Source organism: Aromatoleum bremense (assembly GCF_017894365.1).
Taxonomy (GTDB): domain Bacteria; phylum Pseudomonadota; class Gammaproteobacteria; order Burkholderiales; family Rhodocyclaceae; genus Aromatoleum; species Aromatoleum bremense.
In genome coordinates this window covers 4,062,702-4,080,557 of the sequence record NZ_CP059467.1, presented here as the reverse complement: position 1 = coordinate 4,080,557, position 17,856 = coordinate 4,062,702, and the positions used below count along the sequence as shown (strand labels likewise).

At 66.8% G+C, this 17,856-nt stretch carries 15 protein-coding genes; 3 read left to right on the top strand and 12 right to left on the bottom strand.

The genetic code is table 11. The features are described from left to right. Window positions 1-4 precede the first annotated feature (4 nt). From pbN1_RS19230 to galU, 3 genes are read left to right on the top strand one after another with little or no spacing between them, the layout of a single operon-like run. Complete coding sequence (locus tag pbN1_RS19230) at window positions 5-1,114, top strand: cell division protein ZipA (RefSeq protein ID WP_169200973.1); 1,110 nt, start codon at window positions 5-7, stop codon at window positions 1,112-1,114. Then, window positions 1,114-3,150 carry an NAD-dependent DNA ligase LigA gene (ligA, locus tag pbN1_RS19225; protein WP_169200972.1) on the top strand — a complete coding sequence of 679 codons (2,037 nt, stop codon included), beginning with the start codon at window positions 1,114-1,116 and terminating at the stop codon, window positions 3,148-3,150. The genes pbN1_RS19230 and ligA overlap by 1 nt, the downstream gene beginning before the upstream one ends. A gap of 44 nt (window positions 3,151-3,194) precedes the next feature. Next, a complete protein-coding gene (gene galU / locus pbN1_RS19220; protein WP_169200971.1) occupies window positions 3,195-4,067 on the top strand; it encodes a UTP--glucose-1-phosphate uridylyltransferase GalU in 873 nt (290 codons plus the stop codon). A gap of 191 nt (window positions 4,068-4,258) precedes the next feature. Here the strand turns inward: galU and pbN1_RS19215 are convergent, their stop codons facing one another. The 12 genes from pbN1_RS19215 to epsE form a co-directional block, all read right to left on the bottom strand. Beyond that, window positions 4,259-5,332, bottom strand: coding sequence for a polysaccharide pyruvyl transferase family protein (locus pbN1_RS19215; protein WP_169200970.1), 1,074 nt, complete (start codon window positions 5,330-5,332; stop codon window positions 4,259-4,261). Further along, complete coding sequence (locus pbN1_RS19210; protein WP_280516190.1) at window positions 5,329-6,789, bottom strand: lipopolysaccharide biosynthesis protein; 1,461 nt, start codon at window positions 6,787-6,789, stop codon at window positions 5,329-5,331. Before pbN1_RS19210 ends, pbN1_RS19215 begins: the two co-directional genes overlap by 4 nt. Continuing rightward, complete coding sequence (locus pbN1_RS19205; protein WP_169200968.1) at window positions 6,786-7,799, bottom strand: glycosyltransferase family 2 protein; 1,014 nt, start codon at window positions 7,797-7,799, stop codon at window positions 6,786-6,788. The genes pbN1_RS19210 and pbN1_RS19205 overlap by 4 nt, the downstream gene beginning before the upstream one ends. 144 nt (window positions 7,800-7,943) lie before the next feature. Then, on the bottom strand, window positions 7,944-8,732 hold the full coding sequence (locus pbN1_RS19200) for a WecB/TagA/CpsF family glycosyltransferase (RefSeq protein WP_169200967.1): 789 nt from the start codon (window positions 8,730-8,732) through the stop codon (window positions 7,944-7,946). After that, a complete protein-coding gene (locus tag pbN1_RS19195) occupies window positions 8,729-9,874 on the bottom strand; it encodes a glycosyltransferase (protein ID WP_169200966.1) in 1,146 nt (381 codons plus the stop codon). The genes pbN1_RS19200 and pbN1_RS19195 overlap by 4 nt, the downstream gene beginning before the upstream one ends. An 11-nt stretch (window positions 9,875-9,885) precedes the next feature. Further along, window positions 9,886-11,145, bottom strand: a complete 1,260-nt coding sequence (locus pbN1_RS19190) for a glycosyltransferase (RefSeq protein ID WP_169200965.1) — start codon at window positions 11,143-11,145, stop codon at window positions 9,886-9,888. A 139-nt stretch (window positions 11,146-11,284) separates the two neighbouring features. Further along, window positions 11,285-12,226 carry a glycoside hydrolase family 5 protein gene (locus pbN1_RS19185; RefSeq protein WP_169200964.1) on the bottom strand — a complete coding sequence of 314 codons (942 nt, stop codon included), beginning with the start codon at window positions 12,224-12,226 and terminating at the stop codon, window positions 11,285-11,287. 71 nt (window positions 12,227-12,297) lie between these two features. Beyond that, entirely contained in the window at window positions 12,298-13,416 is a 1,119-nt protein-coding gene (locus tag pbN1_RS19180) for a glycosyltransferase family 4 protein (RefSeq protein WP_169200963.1), read from the bottom strand. Window positions 13,417-13,418: 2 nt separating this feature from the next. After that, a complete protein-coding gene (locus pbN1_RS19175) occupies window positions 13,419-14,720 on the bottom strand; it encodes a polysaccharide polymerase (protein WP_169200962.1) in 1,302 nt (433 codons plus the stop codon). Window positions 14,721-14,763: 43 nt separating this feature from the next. Continuing rightward, on the bottom strand, window positions 14,764-15,636 hold the full coding sequence (gene epsG, locus pbN1_RS19170; RefSeq protein WP_169200961.1) for a chain length determinant protein tyrosine kinase EpsG: 873 nt from the start codon (window positions 15,634-15,636) through the stop codon (window positions 14,764-14,766). 43 nt (window positions 15,637-15,679) lie between these two features. Beyond that, window positions 15,680-17,041 (bottom strand): chain length determinant protein EpsF, encoded by a 1,362-nt coding sequence (gene epsF, locus pbN1_RS19165; RefSeq protein WP_169200960.1) that lies wholly within the window; start codon window positions 17,039-17,041, stop codon window positions 15,680-15,682. Between the two features lie 10 nt (window positions 17,042-17,051). Then, window positions 17,052-17,846, bottom strand: a complete 795-nt coding sequence (epsE, locus tag pbN1_RS19160) for a polysaccharide export protein EpsE (protein ID WP_169200959.1) — start codon at window positions 17,844-17,846, stop codon at window positions 17,052-17,054. Window positions 17,847-17,856: the final 10 nt, after the last annotated feature.

Below are 17,856 nucleotides of genomic sequence, written 5' to 3'. Positions count from 1 at the left end.
GAAGATGGACAGCGAATTGCAGATCGGATTGGCCGCGCTCGGCATGACGGCAGTCGTGGGCATCATCGCGTACAACAAGTGGCAGGAACGCAAGCATCGGCGGCAGGCGGAGCAGGCCTTCAAGTCCGAGCACCGCGACGTGCTGCTCGAACCGCACGAGGCCGCGCCGCAAGACGAACGCGTCGAACCCTGGACGACCGAGTCTCCCTCCCCCGATGCGAATCCCGCTCCGGCGATCCGCCATCCGGCCGCGCACAGCCCGGTGGGGCGGGTGACGCCGGGACTGCCGGCCGCAATCGATCCGCGCATCGATTGCGTGATCCGCATCGAATCGATCGAACTGCTCGACGCTCCGCGCCTGTGGGCCGCGCAAAGCGAACAGTTGCAGGGGATCGCGAAGCCGGTGCGCTGGTTCGCCTTCGACGACGCCGAAAATTTGTGGCGCCCGCTGACCGCGCATTCCGCCGGGGCGTTCCACTGGTTCTGCGTGGCGATGCAGCTCGTCGACCGGCACGGGGCGATCGGCGAAAACGACTTCATGTACTTTTCGGGCGGCGTGCAGCGCGTCGCGGACCAGTTCCTCGCGGTGCCGACCGATCTGCCGACGCGCGCCGAAGCGCTGCGCAATGCCGCTGACCTGGACCAGTTCTGCGCCGGCGTCGACGTGCAGATCGGCGTCAACATCGTCAGCCACAACCAGCCTTTCGCCGGCACGAAGATCCGCGCGCTGGCCGAAGCGAGCGGCATGACGATCGGTGACGACGGCGCGTTCCACGCCCGCGACGAAAGCGGCCACACGCTGTTCACGCTGTGCAACATGGAGCCCGTGCTCTTCGCCGCCGACGAGATGCGCAACCTGATGACGAACGGCCTGACGTTCGTCATCGACGTGCCGCGCGTCGCCAACGGCGTCGTCGTGTTCGACCACATGATGCAGCAGGCGAGCCATATGGCCGACGCGCTGCAGGGCAGCGTCGTCGATGACAATCGCGCACCGTTCGGACCGGACGCGGCGCTGCTGATCCGTTCGCAGATCCAGCAATTCCAGGCGCAGATGGCCGATTCCGAGGTCCCCGCGGGCAGCCCGCTGGCATTGCGCCTGTTCTCCGCCTGATGTCCGCTTCGCCTGAAGACTTCGAGCGCGCCGCGCAGCTGCGGCGGGAGCTCGCAGCGCATGACCACGCGTACTACGTCCTCGACGCGCCAACGGTTCCCGATGCGGAATACGACCGCCTGTTCCGCGAACTCGAGGCACTCGAACGCCGGCACCCCGAGCTGCTCGTGCCCGATTCGCCGACCCGGCGCGTCGGCGGGGCGCCGGTGCCGGGGCTCGTGCCGGTGCCCCACGCGGTGCCGATGCTGTCGATCCGCACCGAGACCGATACCACCAGCGGCGGCGTGATCGCGTTCGACACGCGCGTGCGCAACGCGCTCGAACTCGGCCCGGACGCGCCGCCGGTCGAATACCTCGGCGAGCTCAAGTTCGACGGCCTCGCGATCAGCCTGCGCTACGAAAACGGCATGCTGGTGCGCGCAGCCACCCGCGGCGACGGCTACACCGGCGAGGACGTGACGCACAGCGTGCGCACGATCCGGCAGATCCCGTTGCGGCTCGCCGGCCGGCCTCCGGCGCTGATCGAGGTGCGCGGCGAGATCTACATGCGGCGCGATGCGTTCGAACGGCTCAATGCGCGGCAGAGCGAAACCGGCGGCAAGGTGTTCGTCAACCCGCGCAACGCGGCGGCAGGCGCCGTGCGCCAGCTCGACGCGCGCATCACCGCGCGGCGACCGCTGTCGTTCTTCGCGTATGGGTTCGGCGAGATCGGCGGCTGGGACGTGCCGGCGACGCAGGGCGAGATGCTCGACGCGCTCGATGCGCTCGGCATTCCGGTATGCGAGCACCGCGTCGTCGCGTCCGGGCCGGACGGGCTGATCGCGTTCCACGACCGCATCGCCGCCGCGCGCGACAGCCTGCCCTACGACATCGACGGCGTCGTCTACAAGGTCAATCGCTTCGATCTGCAGCGCCGCCTCGGTTTCGTCACGCGCGAACCGCGCTGGGCGGTCGCGCACAAGTATCCGGCGCAGGAAGAGATCACCGAGCTCGTCGATATCGAGATCCAGGTCGGGCGCACCGGCGCGCTGACCCCGGTCGCACGGCTGAAGCCGGTCTTTGTCGGCGGCGTGACGGTGACGAACGCGACGCTGCACAACGAAGAGGAAATCCAGCGCAAGGGGCTGCTGATCGGCGACCAGGTCATCGTGCGCCGCGCGGGCGACGTCATTCCGCAGATCGTCGCGCCGGTCGTCGAGCGTCGCAACGGCAGCGAACGCCCGTTCGTGATGCCGCACATCTGCCCGGTGTGCGGCTCGCACGCCGAGAAGCAGCCCGACGAGGCGGTGACGCGCTGCTCGGGCGGGCTGTTCTGTCCGGCGCAACGCAAGCAGGCGCTGCTGCATTTTGCCGGCCGCCGCGCGATGGACATCGAGGGGCTCGGCGACAAGCTCGTCGACCAGCTCGTCGATGATGGCATCGTCAGGACACCGGCCGATCTGTACCGGCTCGGGCTGGTGAAGCTCGCGAATCTGCCGCGGATGGCGGACAAATCGGCGGCGAACCTGCTCGCGGCGATCGAGAAGAGCCGCCATACGACGCTCGCACGCTTCATCTTCGCGCTCGGCATCCGCAACGTCGGCGAGGCGACGGCGAAGGAACTCGCGCGCCACTTCGGTTCGCTCGACGCGCTGATGAACGCCGATGTCGAGCGCCTGCAGCAGGTCCCGGATGTCGGGCCGATCGTCGCGCACAGCATCGTCGGATTCTTCGCCGAAATGCACAACCGCGAGGTCATCGAGCAGTTGTGCGCGGCCGGCGTGCACTGGGACGAGGGCGCGCCCGCAGTGGCCGCTGAGGGCCGCGCGAGCGGCAAGATTTTCGTGCTCACCGGCACGCTGCCGACGATGAGCCGCGACGACGCGAAGGCGCTGATCGAGTCGCATGGCGGAAAAGTCAGCGGCGCGGTGTCGAAGAAGACCGATTACGTGGTCGCCGGCGCCGAGGCCGGCTCGAAGCTCGCGAAGGCGCAGGAGCTCGGCGTGGCGATCCTCGACGAAGACGGCCTGCGCCGCCTGCTCGAACAGCCAGCATGACGGGCGGCGGCCCGTCCAGAACATTCAAGAGGGAGAGTCACGACATGAAGAAAGTCACGAAAGCGGTATTTCCGGTGGCCGGCATGGGCACGCGCTTTTTGCCGGCCACCAAGGCGAGCCCGAAGGAGATGCTGCCGATCGTCGACAAGCCGCTGATCCAGTACGCGGTCGAGGAAGCCGTCGCGGCCGGAATCACCGACATGATCTTCATCACCGGGCGCACCAAGCGCTCGATCGAGGATCACTTCGACAAGGCCTACGAGCTCGAAACCGAGCTCGAAGCCCGCGGCAAGAAGGAAATGCTCGCGCTGGTGCAGCGCACCGTGCCGAAGGGCGTGAACTGCATCTACATCCGCCAGTCGGAAGCGCTCGGCCTCGGCCACGCGGTGCTGTGCGCTGCACCGGTCATCGGCGACGAAGCGTTCGCGGTGATCCTCGCCGACGACCTGCTCGACAACCCGGGCTCGGCCTCGATCATGGAGCAGATGGTCGGCGTCTATAACTACAACCGCTGTTCGGTGCTCGGCACGATGAACGTGCCGCGCGAAGAGACGCGTCAGTACGGCATCGTCAGCACCGAGGGGCAGCAGGGTGACGTGCAGCGGGTGACCGGGATCATCGAAAAACCGAAACCGGAAGAGGCGCCGACGACGCAGGGGGTTGTCGGCCGCTACATCCTGACGCCGCGCATCTTCGACCACATTCGCGCGCTGCAGCCGGGCGCGGGGGGTGAGTACCAGCTGACCGACGCGATCGCCGCGTTGCTGAAGGACGAGGCGGTGCTGTCGTACCAGTTCAAAGGCGTGCGCTACGACTGCGGCTCGAAGCTCGGCTACCTGAAAGCGACCATCGAACTCGGTCTGCGCCATCCCGAGATCGGCGAAGAGTTTGCGGCGTATCTGGCCACCCGGAGCTGAAACCGCGCGCGGCGGCCGGCGCCCGGATGGCACTGGCGGTTGCGATTTTCACCCCGCGCGGGAGTAGCCGGCAAAGCTGCTTTCGCGCGCTCCGCGCTGACGGCGCTCGCGCCCGAAGCTCCCGCGCCCGGTCGCCGACTCCCGAGCGGCACGGATGCGCTCAGCAACTACCAGTTCGGCACACAACGGATTCATCGTCCGTTCTGCAAGACCTGCGGCGTCGCCGGGTTCATCGCTCGTCCCGGAGGGTCTAGAGGCCGCGAGGCCGAGAACGCTCCCGCGCTCAAATCCTCGCGAAACGATTCGATTCGCCTCACGAGCTCGGCTTGTCTGTCACGCAAAACACCGTCAGCGCTGAGCCGTGGCGGGAGCTTGCTGATCTGGGTCAGCATCCGCGCTCCCCGATCCGCGAGCATGGAATGACCGGCGCGGTCCAGGAGGCGGCAAATACCTGCCTTGACGCGCGCTCGAGCTCCGGGCCGGACGACTGCCGCCGGCCGTGAGGAGCGTTGTACGAAGCTGCTGACCGCTGCATCGACGCTCGACGCGTACTCCTGCGCACTCATCTCCGCGCGGACCGAAGATACCTCTCGACGGCCGTCGCGAACCATCGGGATCACGCTCAACTGTCCCACCTCGTAAGGCCGATATTCCATGGCCAGCGCCAACGCCCAGTCGTGCCACTTCAAAGGGGTGTCACGGCCGCTGACGACGGCGATCCAGGGAACGCGAAACGCATCGGCGACGATCGCCCCGTGCATGGACTCGGCGATCACCAGCTGCGCCGCAGCGATCTGCCGAATCACACGCTTGGCTTCATGCCGCGGATCGATGAAATCGAAACCGGCGCGAGCGCAGGCCGTTTGCCAGATGCCTCCCTTCGCCGTCGTCCAGTGCGGCACGAAGGCGACGCCGCGCCGCGAGGCCGGCGCGAACTCCGGCAGCAGCGGCAGAAGAATCGCCGGATCGGCCACCGCGAGCTTCGGATCTGCGTTGATCGCCCGGGCGGTGAGCGGTCCACGCACGGCATAGATGCGCCAGCTGTCATCGTCGAGATCGGCGGGCAAGCGCCCGTAACCGGTACCGCTGCCCATCACGATACGGTGACGCGCCTTGGGAATATCGGCAGACAGGATCGTACCGATGCCGATGAACATCGCATCGTCATTCCCATCGAACACGCCGGGCAGGAAATGCTCCCAGAGGAACAGGTTCATGTCGTCGCCGAAATTGCCGTGGCTCGACGCCCAGTGGAACAGCTTCATTTCGGCACGCTCGCTTGGCCCAGCTTGTGGCTGAACAGGGACCACAGGTTCATCAGCAATTCTCGCTGCAACTGGAAAAGGGTCGTGCCGTAAATCGCTACGGCGGCAATGCCGCTGACGATGAGGGTCAGCAGCACCGCGTGGAACGGCGGGGCGAAATGTTTGGCCGCCACGATGGCCAGCATCGTCAGGGTCGCGGCGATGACGGGCGCCGCCAGCGCACGCCCGATATCCAGCACGCCGACGTCGGCGCTGTGCTTGAGGAAGACAAACCCCAGCGGCGTCGTGATCAGTGCACGAAGCACGAAGGCGACGGCAATGCCGGTCATGCCCCAATGCACGGCGACGATGGCGAACAGCACGCTGAGTGCGGATTGCACCGCCGAGAGCGTCAAGACGCGGTCCGGCCGTCCCACGGCGTTGAGCAGCACGGCGATCAGGTAATTCGGCGTCGCGGGGAACACCACGAAGCAAATGATGGACAGCACTTCGCCGGCACCGGCCCAGCGGGCGCCATAAGCGAACGTGCCCACCTCCGGTCCCATGACCGCCATCCATCCGAACACCAGGAATGTCACCACGGCACAGTGTTGACATACCTTGATGAAAGCTTCGCCGAGGCGCTTGCGATCGGCCTGCATCTGCGCGAATAACGGCTGCGCCACCTGCGCGAACGGGCGGATCGTCAGCTGAATGCACAGGTCCAGCCCGGTCCATGCGAGACGGAACACACCGGCCGCCTCGGTGCTGACGAAAAACCCGATGGCCAGGCCATAGACGGTGTTGTTCAGCGACGAGAACAGTTGCGCGATCGTGTATTTGCAGCCGCCGGCAACCACGGTCCGCAAGTTCGCCCTGGCACCGGCAAAGCGCGGCCACCAGCGATAGGAGAGCCACAACACTACGCTCGACACCGAGGCGCTCACCAGTTGCTGGATCACGAGGCTGTAGACGCCCCATCCCGAATAGGCGAGGCCGATCGCGATCACGCCGGCGACGAACACGGCACTCACCGTTCTCACCGCCAGGGACTTGAAGCCGAACTGCTTGGCCAGCATGGCCTCGTGCACGCAGCTGACCGAGCGCAGCAGGAACACGGGGCTCAAGGCGCGCAGCACGGGGGCCAACTGCGCATCGGAGAATGCCTGGGCTATCGGCCCGGCGAGCGCGAACAGCAGGACCGAAGCTGACAGCCCAAACACGACCGAGGTCAGCCAGGCCGCGCCTTTGACGGCCTCGTCGGCTTCTTCGCGAAAGATCAGGTAATCGTAGAGGCCGAAGCGGCTGACCGGTTGCAGCAGCTGGATGATCATCAACGCCGTCGCCGCCGTGCCGAATTCCTGCGGCGTGAGCAGCCGCACCAGGATCAGCAATATCAGGAACGAGAACGCCCGCTGGCCGATATCGGCAGCGGAGCTCCAGACGATGCTCGAAAAGAAGACCCGGCCTATGGTCATGCCGCGTCGTCCAGCAATCGGACTGCGACGGCCGCGATGAGCATGCTCTGCATGCTCGAAGCGAACGCGCCCCGGCTCAACCGGCCGGCCAGCTTGCGCACGAGCACCGCGCCTATCCGCCAATCCATCAGGCAAGCGCGCAGCAGCCCGGGAACATCACGGCTCTGCAGCAAGCCCCCTAAAACGGTGCCGCTCTTGTGCCAGCGGATCGCATTTGCTCGGGCCCGTAGCAAATCCTCGCGTACCGCATTCCCACGAACAGCCGGATGCGACAGCAGCGCCAGCGTCGCGTTGCGCATGCCGTCGTAGTTGGCGATGGTGCGGGAGAACCCCGACGGTTTGGCGCTAACCTTGCCGACACGCTGCGTGAACAGATAATACGGTTTGCCGATCAGCACGAATCGGCCACCTGCCAGCAGCAGCCGCGCGTACAGATCGAAATCCTCGCCATGCCGCAGATCGTCCGGATAGTGCAGCTCGTGCTCGAGTAGAAAGTCATGCCGCATCAACCCTTTCAACTGTCCGAGGTCGAAGGGCGAGCGGCCGGTGATGCAGTTGCGCAGGAAGTCTTCGACGCTGACCGTCTCGACCGCGCCTTCGCTCCGGTCCTCCAACCCGACGCCGATGCGCAATCCGGCGGCCGCATCGTAGAGAACGAGGTTGTCGGCAACCAGCGCCGCCTGCTCGGCCTCGCCGATCGCGCACAGGGCCGCGAGCCGGTCCGGCTCATAGGCATCGTCCGCATCGAGTATCGCCACCCACTTCGCCCGGGCAGCCGCAATGCCGCGATTGCGGGCGACGGAGGGCCCGGAGTTGGCCGGGTTCTGCAGCAAGCGTATCCGCGAATCCTCGGCTGCGCGCCGCCGCACGAGATCCGCGGTCGTATCGCTCGAGGCGTCGTCGACCACGATGATCTCGAAGTCCGCGATGGTCTGTGCGAGCACCGAATCGATCGCGCGATCCAGGCATCCGGCGACATTGAACGCCGGAATGATGACTGACACCAGCATACATGCTCCATCTGTCCGAAGTGAGCGTGGGCTTGCGACCGTTCCATCTGCTGATCGAGACACGAGCGATGCGCTCGATGCCTGCCAACGATGGAGCGGCGGGGGCGACCACAGGTTACTGCGGCGGGGCTTTTCAAACTTGGGTTAAATGCCCCGCCCGGTCTGACCGGACTTCAAGCTCTCCGACGCGCGGGCCGTTTCCTTGTCGGCGGCGAGGCACAACACGAGGAAGCGCGCGATGTCGATCGTGTAGCGCCGCGCCAGCCGGCGCGGCTCCCGGCCGAGGCGATACAGCCATTCGAGCCGCAGGCGCCGGACGATGTCGGGCGCGCGTGCCTTGTCGCCGGCGAGGAAATCGAACAGCGCACCGACCCCGATCAGCAGGCGCGCATCGAGACGTGCGCGATGCCGCAGGATCCATTCCTCCTGCAGCGGATTGCCGAAGGCGACGAGGACGACCTCGGCACCCGACTCGTTGATCCACCGGATCAGGCGTTCCGGGTCGGCCGTTCCCGCATAGCCGTCGCACACCCCGAGGACCGTAACCCCGTGCTCGCTGCGCAACCGGTCCGCGGCCCGCCGCGCCACGCCCGGACGCGCGCCGAGAAGAAACACCGGACGCTTCGCCCGCTCGAGCAGCGGCGGGATGAAATCGGTGCCGTTGAGGTTCTCGACGAAGCGGTGGTGGTGGATCATCTGTGCAGCGATGTCGAGACCGACGCCGTCGTTCGCGATCAGGATGTCCGGCGCGTGCATACGCTCGCGCAGCTGCGCGCACTGGACAATGAAGTTGGTGTTGGCGAAGAACAGCACCGTCTGCTCGCCGCCCTCCAGCACCGCGAGCATGCGTTTTCTCAACGCCGATGCGCTGCTGTGCAGGACAGGGAAGCCGGCAATCGACAGGGTCTCGATGGGTTGTGTCATGGAGTTCATGGGCGTATCCGGGTATCTGAATAGCGGCTCGGCTGAAGGACGCGATCGGCGACGTCCGACCAGCTAGGGTGCGCGCGGCTCGGTCCGCGCGGCGCCTCGAGAGCGGCCTTGATCGCTGCGACGATCGACTCCTCGTCACCGTGCCGGTAGCCGAAGCGGCTGCGATAGTCGCCGACGACCTCGTGTGGGCACACCGCGGGCAGGCCGAGAAAGTCGTACTGGATCAACTTCATCGACGTGTCGGCGAGATAATCGGGCAGCTGTGCCGTTCGGTAGGCCGCGATGCCGAAGTGCGCATGCTTGATGAAGCGCACGGTGTCGGCGTGCGGCATCTCGTCATGGACGATGACGTTGCCGCCGTAGTCGGCGCACCGGGGCCGGCCCGAGCCGATGACATGGAAACTGATGTGCGGAAAACGGCGCGAAGCGCAGACGAAGAACTCCGCGTCGAACAGCATCGAACCCACCGACACCGCGTGAATGCCTTGGCCGTACGGGGAGGGATCGCCGTGCGACGCGAGCCCCGGATCGATGCCGTGCGGGATGAAATAAAGGTTGCCAGTGTTCGGGATCGTCCGCGCGAGCGCACGGGAGGGCAGGCGGATGATGTCGATCGACGGCGCGATGCGGCGGAAGGTGCGCTTGACATAGTCGGCCGAGTTGATCGTGTCGAGGTCGTCGGAGGCGATATAAACCGTCTTTGCCGCGGGATTCATCCGCTTCGCGAGCTCGAAGAACACCGGGGCGGTGCCGCTCTCAAAGAGGATCACGCTCGCCTCGGCGATCCAGCGCAACAGCACCGGGCTGGCTGCCCGTACATACCAGCCAAACATCAGCGCCTCGATCGGCCGCAGCAGCGCGTGGCGTGTGTTGAACGGATGCACCGGCGTTTTCCACAGGAAGCAATCGACGCCGCGATGCCGTTCGACGCGGTTCGCGCACCCGTCGATCAGCAGGCGCTGATCTGCCGTGTAGCGCGACAGCAGGCTGTAACGCAGCGAAAAGAAACGCGTCGGTCCGCGCTTGGCGAGCTGCTCGGTGATGAAGTGAATGTTCGCCTTGCGCGGCGAGCGGTAGTCGTGCGCGGAGAGGACGAGGAAGCTTTCCGGGCCGCGCATTGCATCCTGCAGGTCTCGATTCATGCCGGACTCCTTCATACCTTGGCCGCCACGCATTGATCATCGGGCTTCGCGGACACGCAGCCGAGTTCGGCACAGTGTCGCGCGAGCTCCTTATCGAGCAGGGCATTGTTGAATTCGCGCACGACCTTGCACCGCGCCGCAGTGCGCATCGCGACGGCATCGACGGCTCCTGCAGCGATGCGCTCGACCCACGTGCTGATCGCTCCGGCGTCGCGCTCGTCGACGAGCAGACCGGAGACCCCATGCTCGACGAGCTCGGGGATGGCGCTGTGCCGCGTCGTCAGTACGAGCGTTCCGCTCGCCATCGCTTCCATCAGCGCGACCGGAATGCCCTCCATATCCCCGTCGGCAGCGGTCACTGACGGCAGCAGAAAGACGTCGGCGCGCGCGAGCGCGGCGAACACCGCCTGCTGCGGCTGCTCGCCGAGAAAACCGACGCGCTCGCCGGCCGGCGCGGCGAGCGCGCGCAATTCGGCTGCCAGCGGGCCGCCGCCGATGATCTCGAGGCGAACATCGGCCCGTGCGCCGATGACCCCGCGAATGGCGTAGTCGAGCCCTTTCTTTTCGGTGAAGCGTGCGACGCTGAGCACGCGCAGCGGGCGTCCGAGCGGGCGCTCGGGCGGCAGCGCGGGCAGCGCATCGACATCGACGCCCATGCGCAGCACCTTGATGCGGGACGGCGGGCAGTCCCACTTCTGCAGTTGGTGTCCCCACAGGGCGCTGATCGGCAACATGCGTTCGGTGTCGGCGAACAGCCGCCGGTAATTGCCGAGGTGGCGCGCGACCGTGTTCCGGTCGCTCATGTCGTGGCCGTGGAAGATCGTTGCGATCGGCCCTTCGACGAGCCCGGCCTCGCGCAAATACATCGCGCGCACGCCCATTGGTCCGAAGTGCGCGACGATGGCGTCGAAATGGCCGATCGAACCGTGCGGAGTCTGGGCGGCGATATCCAGCAGGGCCGCGGAGCTGCCGGTCAGCGCGGCGCGCAGAGCGACGCCGAGCCGGCGCAGCCCCGCCGTGCTGACAAGGCTCCCGACGAGAAAGCGGGCAAGCGTCAGCATCCGCCAGCGCAGCCCGTGGACCATTCGAAGCGCGCGCACATGCTTGCCCAACTCGTTGTTGCAATAGACCGCGTGCGCGAGCCCTGGGTCGCCCCATTCGGCGGTGATGACGCTGACGTCATGGCCGAGTCGCTTCAGCCCCGCGACCTGACGAATCACGAAGGTCTCGGACAAGACCGGAAAGCGGGCGGTGAAAAAGGCAATTTTCACGGGGATACAGGCCTCTTCAGTTCCGCGCCGGTGCTCCGATATGGCGTTCGGCGGTGGTCAGGCCGAGGGGCGGCAGGTGGACCACCGCGGCGATGGCGGTGGCGAGGCCGACGGTCACGGCGAGCATCATCGCCACTACTCATTTTCCGAGGTATGGCGACACGACGCTCATCTGCGGCGCGTCGACGCCGTCCTTCGGGTGGATGCTCAACGGATAGCTGCCCCACCAGCGCCCGGCCGCCCACACGGCCCAGCCGCGCCAGACGTCGCGGTTGCTCCCCAGCGCCAGCAGGCGATCGAGGGTTGCGAGGCACTCGGGAGTGCCAGGCGTTCCGAATTCGCCGAGGAAGAGTTTGTGTCCGTTCGCCCGGGCCCAGTCCGAGATCGACGCGAACATCCGGTCGAAATGCGACGGCGGCAGGCAGTCGGTGGTCGTGCCGGAATAGCCGAGATTGGCGTACTGGTGGACTTCGATGAGCGTGCGGCCGAGCGGGTCCGGCAAGTCGGCGAACGCCTGCGCGTTCGAGGCGCCGGAAAACTGCTTGAACCACTCGTGGACGCCGCTCCACCGCCCGCCCCCAACCAGGATCAGGTTGTCCGCGCCGGCCTCGCGCAGCGCCGCGACGGTTCCTCGCGCGACCTCCGCCCACTGCGGGATCGGCAATGCTTTCGGCTCGTTCATCAGGCCGAACGCGACCTGCGAGGCATCGGGAAAGCGCTGGGCCATCCTGGTCCAGAAATCGAAGAACGCCGCCGTGGGCACTTCCGCGGACCCGATCGTCTTGCCGTGATACGTGCCGTAATTATGCGCATCGAGAATCACGCACAGGCCGAGCGGGGCCGCAGCGGCGACGACTTTCGCGATCGCGCTCATCTGCGCCGCATCGAGTGCTTCCATGAGGCTGGGCTGGGCCCGTTCCCAGCGAAACGGCAGCCGGATCACGGTCGCGCCTTTCGATGCGAAATAGCCCAGATCCTGCGCCGTGGGATAGACGTAGTCCTTGTACATCGTGCCGGGGAGGCGCTTCGAGTTGAATTCCGCGCCGGCCATATTGACGCCGGTCAGGGGGCTGACATCCACGCACCCCGCCCACGAGGTGGACGCCGCAAGAAAACCTCCTGCGATTGCAACCCTTCGCAGCCGCCGTATGCTCATGTCGCCCTCTCCACTTCTCGATAGACGCGCAGGTAGCAGCCCGCCACATGCCGCCAGTCGTACGGCTCGGCGAACGCGATCGCCCGCTCGCGCCGTCTGCACTGGCGCTCGCGGGGCAAGCGATGTTCCCGGTTCAGCGACGCGACAGCGTCGTCCTCCCTGCCGCTTTCGACGACCACGCCGACCTGCGAGCGCTCGACGAGCGAGCGGAACGGCGGAATGTCGCTCAGAACCGGCACCAGCCCGGCACTCATCGCCTCGAGTGCGGCCAGCCCGAAGCCCTCGTGGCGCGACAGGCAGATGAAGTAGCTCGCGCGTCCGATCAGCGCCGCCAGCTCGGCGTCGGCCGGATTCGGCACGACCTCGACTGCCGCCGCGAGATTCCGCGCGGCAATCAGGGCACGCAGCGCGGCGGCGGAGTAGTCGTACTCGCGCCCCGCGACGATCAGCCGCCAGGCCGGGTCGGTGCGGCGCAGTCGCGCGAGCAGATCGAGCGCCGCAGGGAGGCCCTTGTTTTCCGACCAGCGGCCAAAGTAGATCAGCGTGGGCACCGGGTCCGATGCACTGCAAGCGCGGAACTTGCCGACGTTGACGCCGTTTTCGATGACCTGCAGCCGCCCGTTGCCGACGATCGGCGCGAAGATCCGCCCGTCGCTGTCGCTGGTCGCGATGATGCGGTCGTAGCCCCGCGCGCTGCTCCGCGTCACGGTGTGGAAAAAGACTTTCTTCAGCGACGCCGCGAAGTGCGTATGGAAGAAGCCGCCATGAGTCGAGGCGACCAGCGGACGATGATGCAGCCAGCGCGTCGCTGCGAGGTAGTCGAAGAAGAAGTCCACGCCATGCACATGGATCACGTCGGCGTCGCCGAGTAGCCGCAGCACCTGCGGACACAGCGGATACCGGGACGATCCGGCGTAGGACAGGCGCCGCACCGGCACCCGATCCACTTCGTCCTGCGCCGGCAGCACCTGCTCCCGATCACGGAACAGCCGGTCGAGCGTGACGACCACCGGCCGGAACCCCGATTCGAGCTGGTGCCGGGCGATATTGCGCACGACGTCCTCCATGCCGCCGACGGACGGGTGGTACTGGCGGACGACGTGCGCGATCCGCATGTTCATCCTCCGGGCCCGTCGAGGCCGCGTCGCTCGGCGGACGCCACCGCCCCGACGGATTTGCGGAGCGGGGTTTGACTGCTGACCACGAGGCTGCCGAGCAGGTACCACAGCACGGCGGAGGTTTTGAAGGCGAACGCCGAATTGCCGCTGACGCACAGGATCAGCACCAGATATATGGCAACAAACGCATGGAAGCGGCGCGTGGTGGCGGTTCCTTGCGCCGGCAGCAGCCAGAAGGCGGCCCACAGCAGCAGACACGCGAACAGGCCGAAATTGGCCAGTACGTAGGGGTATCCCATATCGAAATAACGCTGTGCAGGCTGATCGAACCCGAACAGCTCGCCGCCGCCCATCGTCATCAGCGTCCTGCCGGTCAGCGTGAGGCGCCCGACGAGGGAGTCGGAATACTCACCGCCAGTCGCAAAGGCGACGAGCGCCAGCGCGCCGACGCACAGGAACGGGAGGGGCATCAGGAGCGTTTCGGCGCCGCGCAGCGGCACCAGCCGCAGCAGGAGCAGCACGCCGATCGTCAGCGTGGCGAAACGCGAGTCGCTCAGCACCGTCATCACGACCGCGGCGGCGACGAAGAAGGCTGCCTCCCGCCACTGTTCGCGTGCTTTCGCCAGGCCCCAGGCTGCGCAGATCACCGCGAAATTGCCGAGCGACACCGGCTCGATGAAGATCGATGAAACCCGGTGCGGGCCGAGGAACGCAGCCAGCATGCGCCCGATCGCGTCCGGACGCATGCCGCTCGCAACGAGCTTGTCCGGCCGGTAGAGGCCCATTTCGGGGGCGCCGACGCCGCGTGCCAAATAGAACGACTGGATGTCGAAGAAGCGCGTGAACACGCCGAGCGCCATGAATTCGAACATCGCGAAGGCGAGGACCAGCCACACGACGCGCTTGAGCAGGCGGTCGGCGTTGCCTTCGCCGCCCACGCTCATGCCGACGCCGAGAAAGACCAGCGGAACGAGGAGATCGCGCAGCGGCTTCGGGTCGAGCGAGTCGCGCAGCAGCGCGAGCGTGACGGCGTTGGCAACGAGCAGCGCTGCGGCCAGGTAGAACCCCAGCGGCAGGCGCTTCAACAGCAGCGGCAGGGCGGCTGCGAGCATGAGAATTTCGGCGATCATCACGGTGCTCTTTCCGCCGATGCCGAACTGCGTGTACAGCAGGCACAGCCACAACTGGTGGCTGACGGCAACCAGCATCAGCGCATTCACGTAGCGAAGCGCAGGCTCGCCGGAGCGGCCTCGTGACACTGCTGCAGACGGCAGCTTTCCGGGATAGAGCGCGGTCAGCATCGCACGCCATTCCGCCCGCGACGGAAAATGTGCCGGCGCAGCGTCATTCGTTCACCACGGCGCCGAGTATCCGGCTGCCGCTCGCTTCGAGCGACACCTGGAATTCGCGTAGTTCCTTCAACGGCGTCATATTCTTGCGCACGACCAGCATCGTGTTGCCGCTTGCGGCGGCGACGACCTGCGCGTCCGCGCCGACGCGGGCCGCCGAGGTATCCTGTATCACGACGTCGAACAGGTCCTCCAGCGCCCGCAGGCGCTTGGCGAGCAGCGGCCGCGCGAGCAGCTCCTGCGGATTCGGCGGCGTCGGGCCGGCGGGCAGCACGAACAGGTTGCGCAGCGCGCCGATCCGCACGATCGCTTCGCTGCCGACGCGCCCCGCGAGCATGTTCGACAGCCCGAAGCGGTTGTCGAGGTGGAACAGCGTGTGCTGTGTCGGATGCCTCAGGTCGGCGTCGACCAGGAGCGTGCGCAGGCCCATCTGCGCGAACACCACCGCAAGGTTCGCGGCGACGAAGCTGCGTCCTTCGCCGCGATTGACGCCGGTGAGCGCCAGCGCCCGCGCGCCGTAGCGGCTGTTCGCCCAGCGCAGCGACACTTGGCTGCGCAACTGGCGCAGGCTCTCCGCGACCGGCCCGAACGGGGCATACGCGGCGACAACCTCGCGCGCGACGATGCCGCTGCGCGCCGGCAGGTACGGATAGTCGAACTGCCGCGCGAGCGCGAAATCGACGTCCGCCTGGCTGATCAGCCCGAGCTCGATCGCCGCCACGCCGAACGGAACGCCTTTTGCCTTCTGCTCGCGCAGCACAACCTGGGTGTCCTCGGCCGTGAGGCGGCCGGTTTCGACGAGAATCGCACCGATCGACTGCTCTTCGGCGGCGGGCCTCATGTCCATGATGTTCGGTGTCGCGTCCATTGCAGCTCCCGGTTCAGGTCGGAGACGGTGCGCGCTCGACGGGCTAGCGCAGCAGCAGGGTGTTTTTGGCGCGCGGCAACGCGCCCAGCACCGGAATTCCGAGCACATCGACGACGTCCGACGCGGATCGCACGCGGCGCCGGACCATCTCGAGGCCGAGCGCAAGGCTCACGCCGAGCAGCGCGCCGAGCACGGCCGCCAAAGCGACGATCAGCGCGCGCCGCGGCGACGAGGGGAGGCGTGGCGGTGCCGCGGATGCGAGCACGAAGACGTTCGTCTGCTGTGCCTGGCTTTCCAGGTTCGTTTCGGCGAGGCGCCCATTGACCACGTCGTAGGCCTGCTGCGCGCTGTCGAGGTCCTTCTGCAGCACCGCGATCTGGTCGCGCTGCGCCTTGAGCTTGAGCACCTTCGCTTTCTGTTCGTCCACCGCCTGGCGCATTTCGGCGACGCGGCCCGCGTTCACCCGGTCGGTCGTGTCGATCGATCCGACGATGCGGCTCGTCTCGAGCGCGATGCGCCGCTGCAGCGAGGCGATCTCGCGATCGGCCCGCACGATCTCAGGGTGGCGGGGCCCCAGCCGTGCGGTGGCCTGGTCACGCTGCGCTTCGAGCCGCGCCAGTTCGCCTTTCAGGCTGGCGAGCAGCGAACTTTGCACGACCTCGGGAAGCATCTCGCCGCTACCGGACTGATTGCGCCGCGAACGGCTGTCGCTGCGGTCCGACTGCGCCGCGACGAGCTGGCGGGAAAGCTCGTCGAGGCGTGCGGTCTCGACATCGAGCCGCTCGTCGGTCGTGACGATGCCGTGTTCGCGCTGATAGTCCGACAGCCTGCGGCGCGCCGCTTCGACGGTCTCGCGCAGGCTCGAGTTGCGCGATTCGAACCACTGCGCGTATTGCCGCGCCGGCTGCACCTTCATTTCGAGATTGGTGGCGATGTACGCGTTCGCCACCGCGTTGGCGACGTTTGCGCATTGCTCCGCGACCGCGCATGTGTAGGCGATCTGCACGACGTTGCTGTCGCGCGAAGGCTGGACGTCGAGATTGCTCTCGATTTCATCGGCGAGCCACAGCGGGAATGCAACTTCCTCCCCGGTTTCCGCCCGCCAGGCCGCGCGCAATGCCTCGTCGTCGGCCACTTCCGGCGCAGCCGCGGCACGCTCGACGACCCGCCGGCTGCCGATGATGTCGACCTGCGTGGCCATGTATCCGCCCAGCATCTGCGATGACAGCATCTGCCCGAGCAGCGCATTGGCGGACTTGGCGTCGATGACGAGCGCCACGTTCGCGGTGTAGTTGCGCGGCAGGATCACCGCGACGACGGCGCCGAGCGCAACCACGGCGATGAACACCGCGAGGATCAGCCGGCTGCGCGCCCGCAGGATCACGAAAATCTGGCGGATCGTCATGGCCGCGTCCTCAGAAGAGGCTCTGCTTCACGTAGATCACGTCGTCCGCGCGCAGCGGAGCGTTGCGGTCGATCGACAGCACATCGACCTTGCCGGAGGACGCGTCGCGGCGATGGACCTGCATACCGCGTTCCGTGCCGCGGTTCGTCAGGCCGCCGCCGGTCGCGAGCGCCTGGATCAGCGTCATGCCAGGCTCGATGCGGTAGGCGCCGGGTTTCTGGACTTCGCCATAGACGTAGAAAATCGGCGCCCGGTCGACGAACAGGATGTCTCCGCCGGCCAGTTCGACATTGGCGGCCGGATCGCGCGAGAAAAGCTGCGTCAGCGGAATCTCCTGGCGCATCGGCTGCCCGTCGCGCATTCCCGTCAGGACCACGACATCGGCGCCATCGGGGGCGACTCCACCCGCGAGCGCGAGCAGGTCGGCGACGCGCATGTTCGATGTCTCCAGCGGGAAGCGGCCGGCGCGATTGACACGGCCCAGTACCGATACCTGGTTGCCGCGGATCTCGAGCGGAAAAATGATCACCTGGGGTTCCAGCACATAACCGCCTTTCTTGAGCCCGCCCGCGATCCGTTTCTCGGCCGCGGCGACACTCATGCCGCCGACCTGTGTCGCGCCCACCAGTGGAAACGACACCTGGCCGGATTCGGAGACGCGCGCCTCCGTCGTCAGATCGGGATTCTCGAAGACGGTGATGCGGATCACGTCCCCGGGGGAAAGCAGGTATTCGCCCCCCGCCGACGCACAGACCGCCCATCCCGTCACGACGCAGATTGCCGCTGTTTTCGCCAGCCCTCGCATTGCTCTGTCT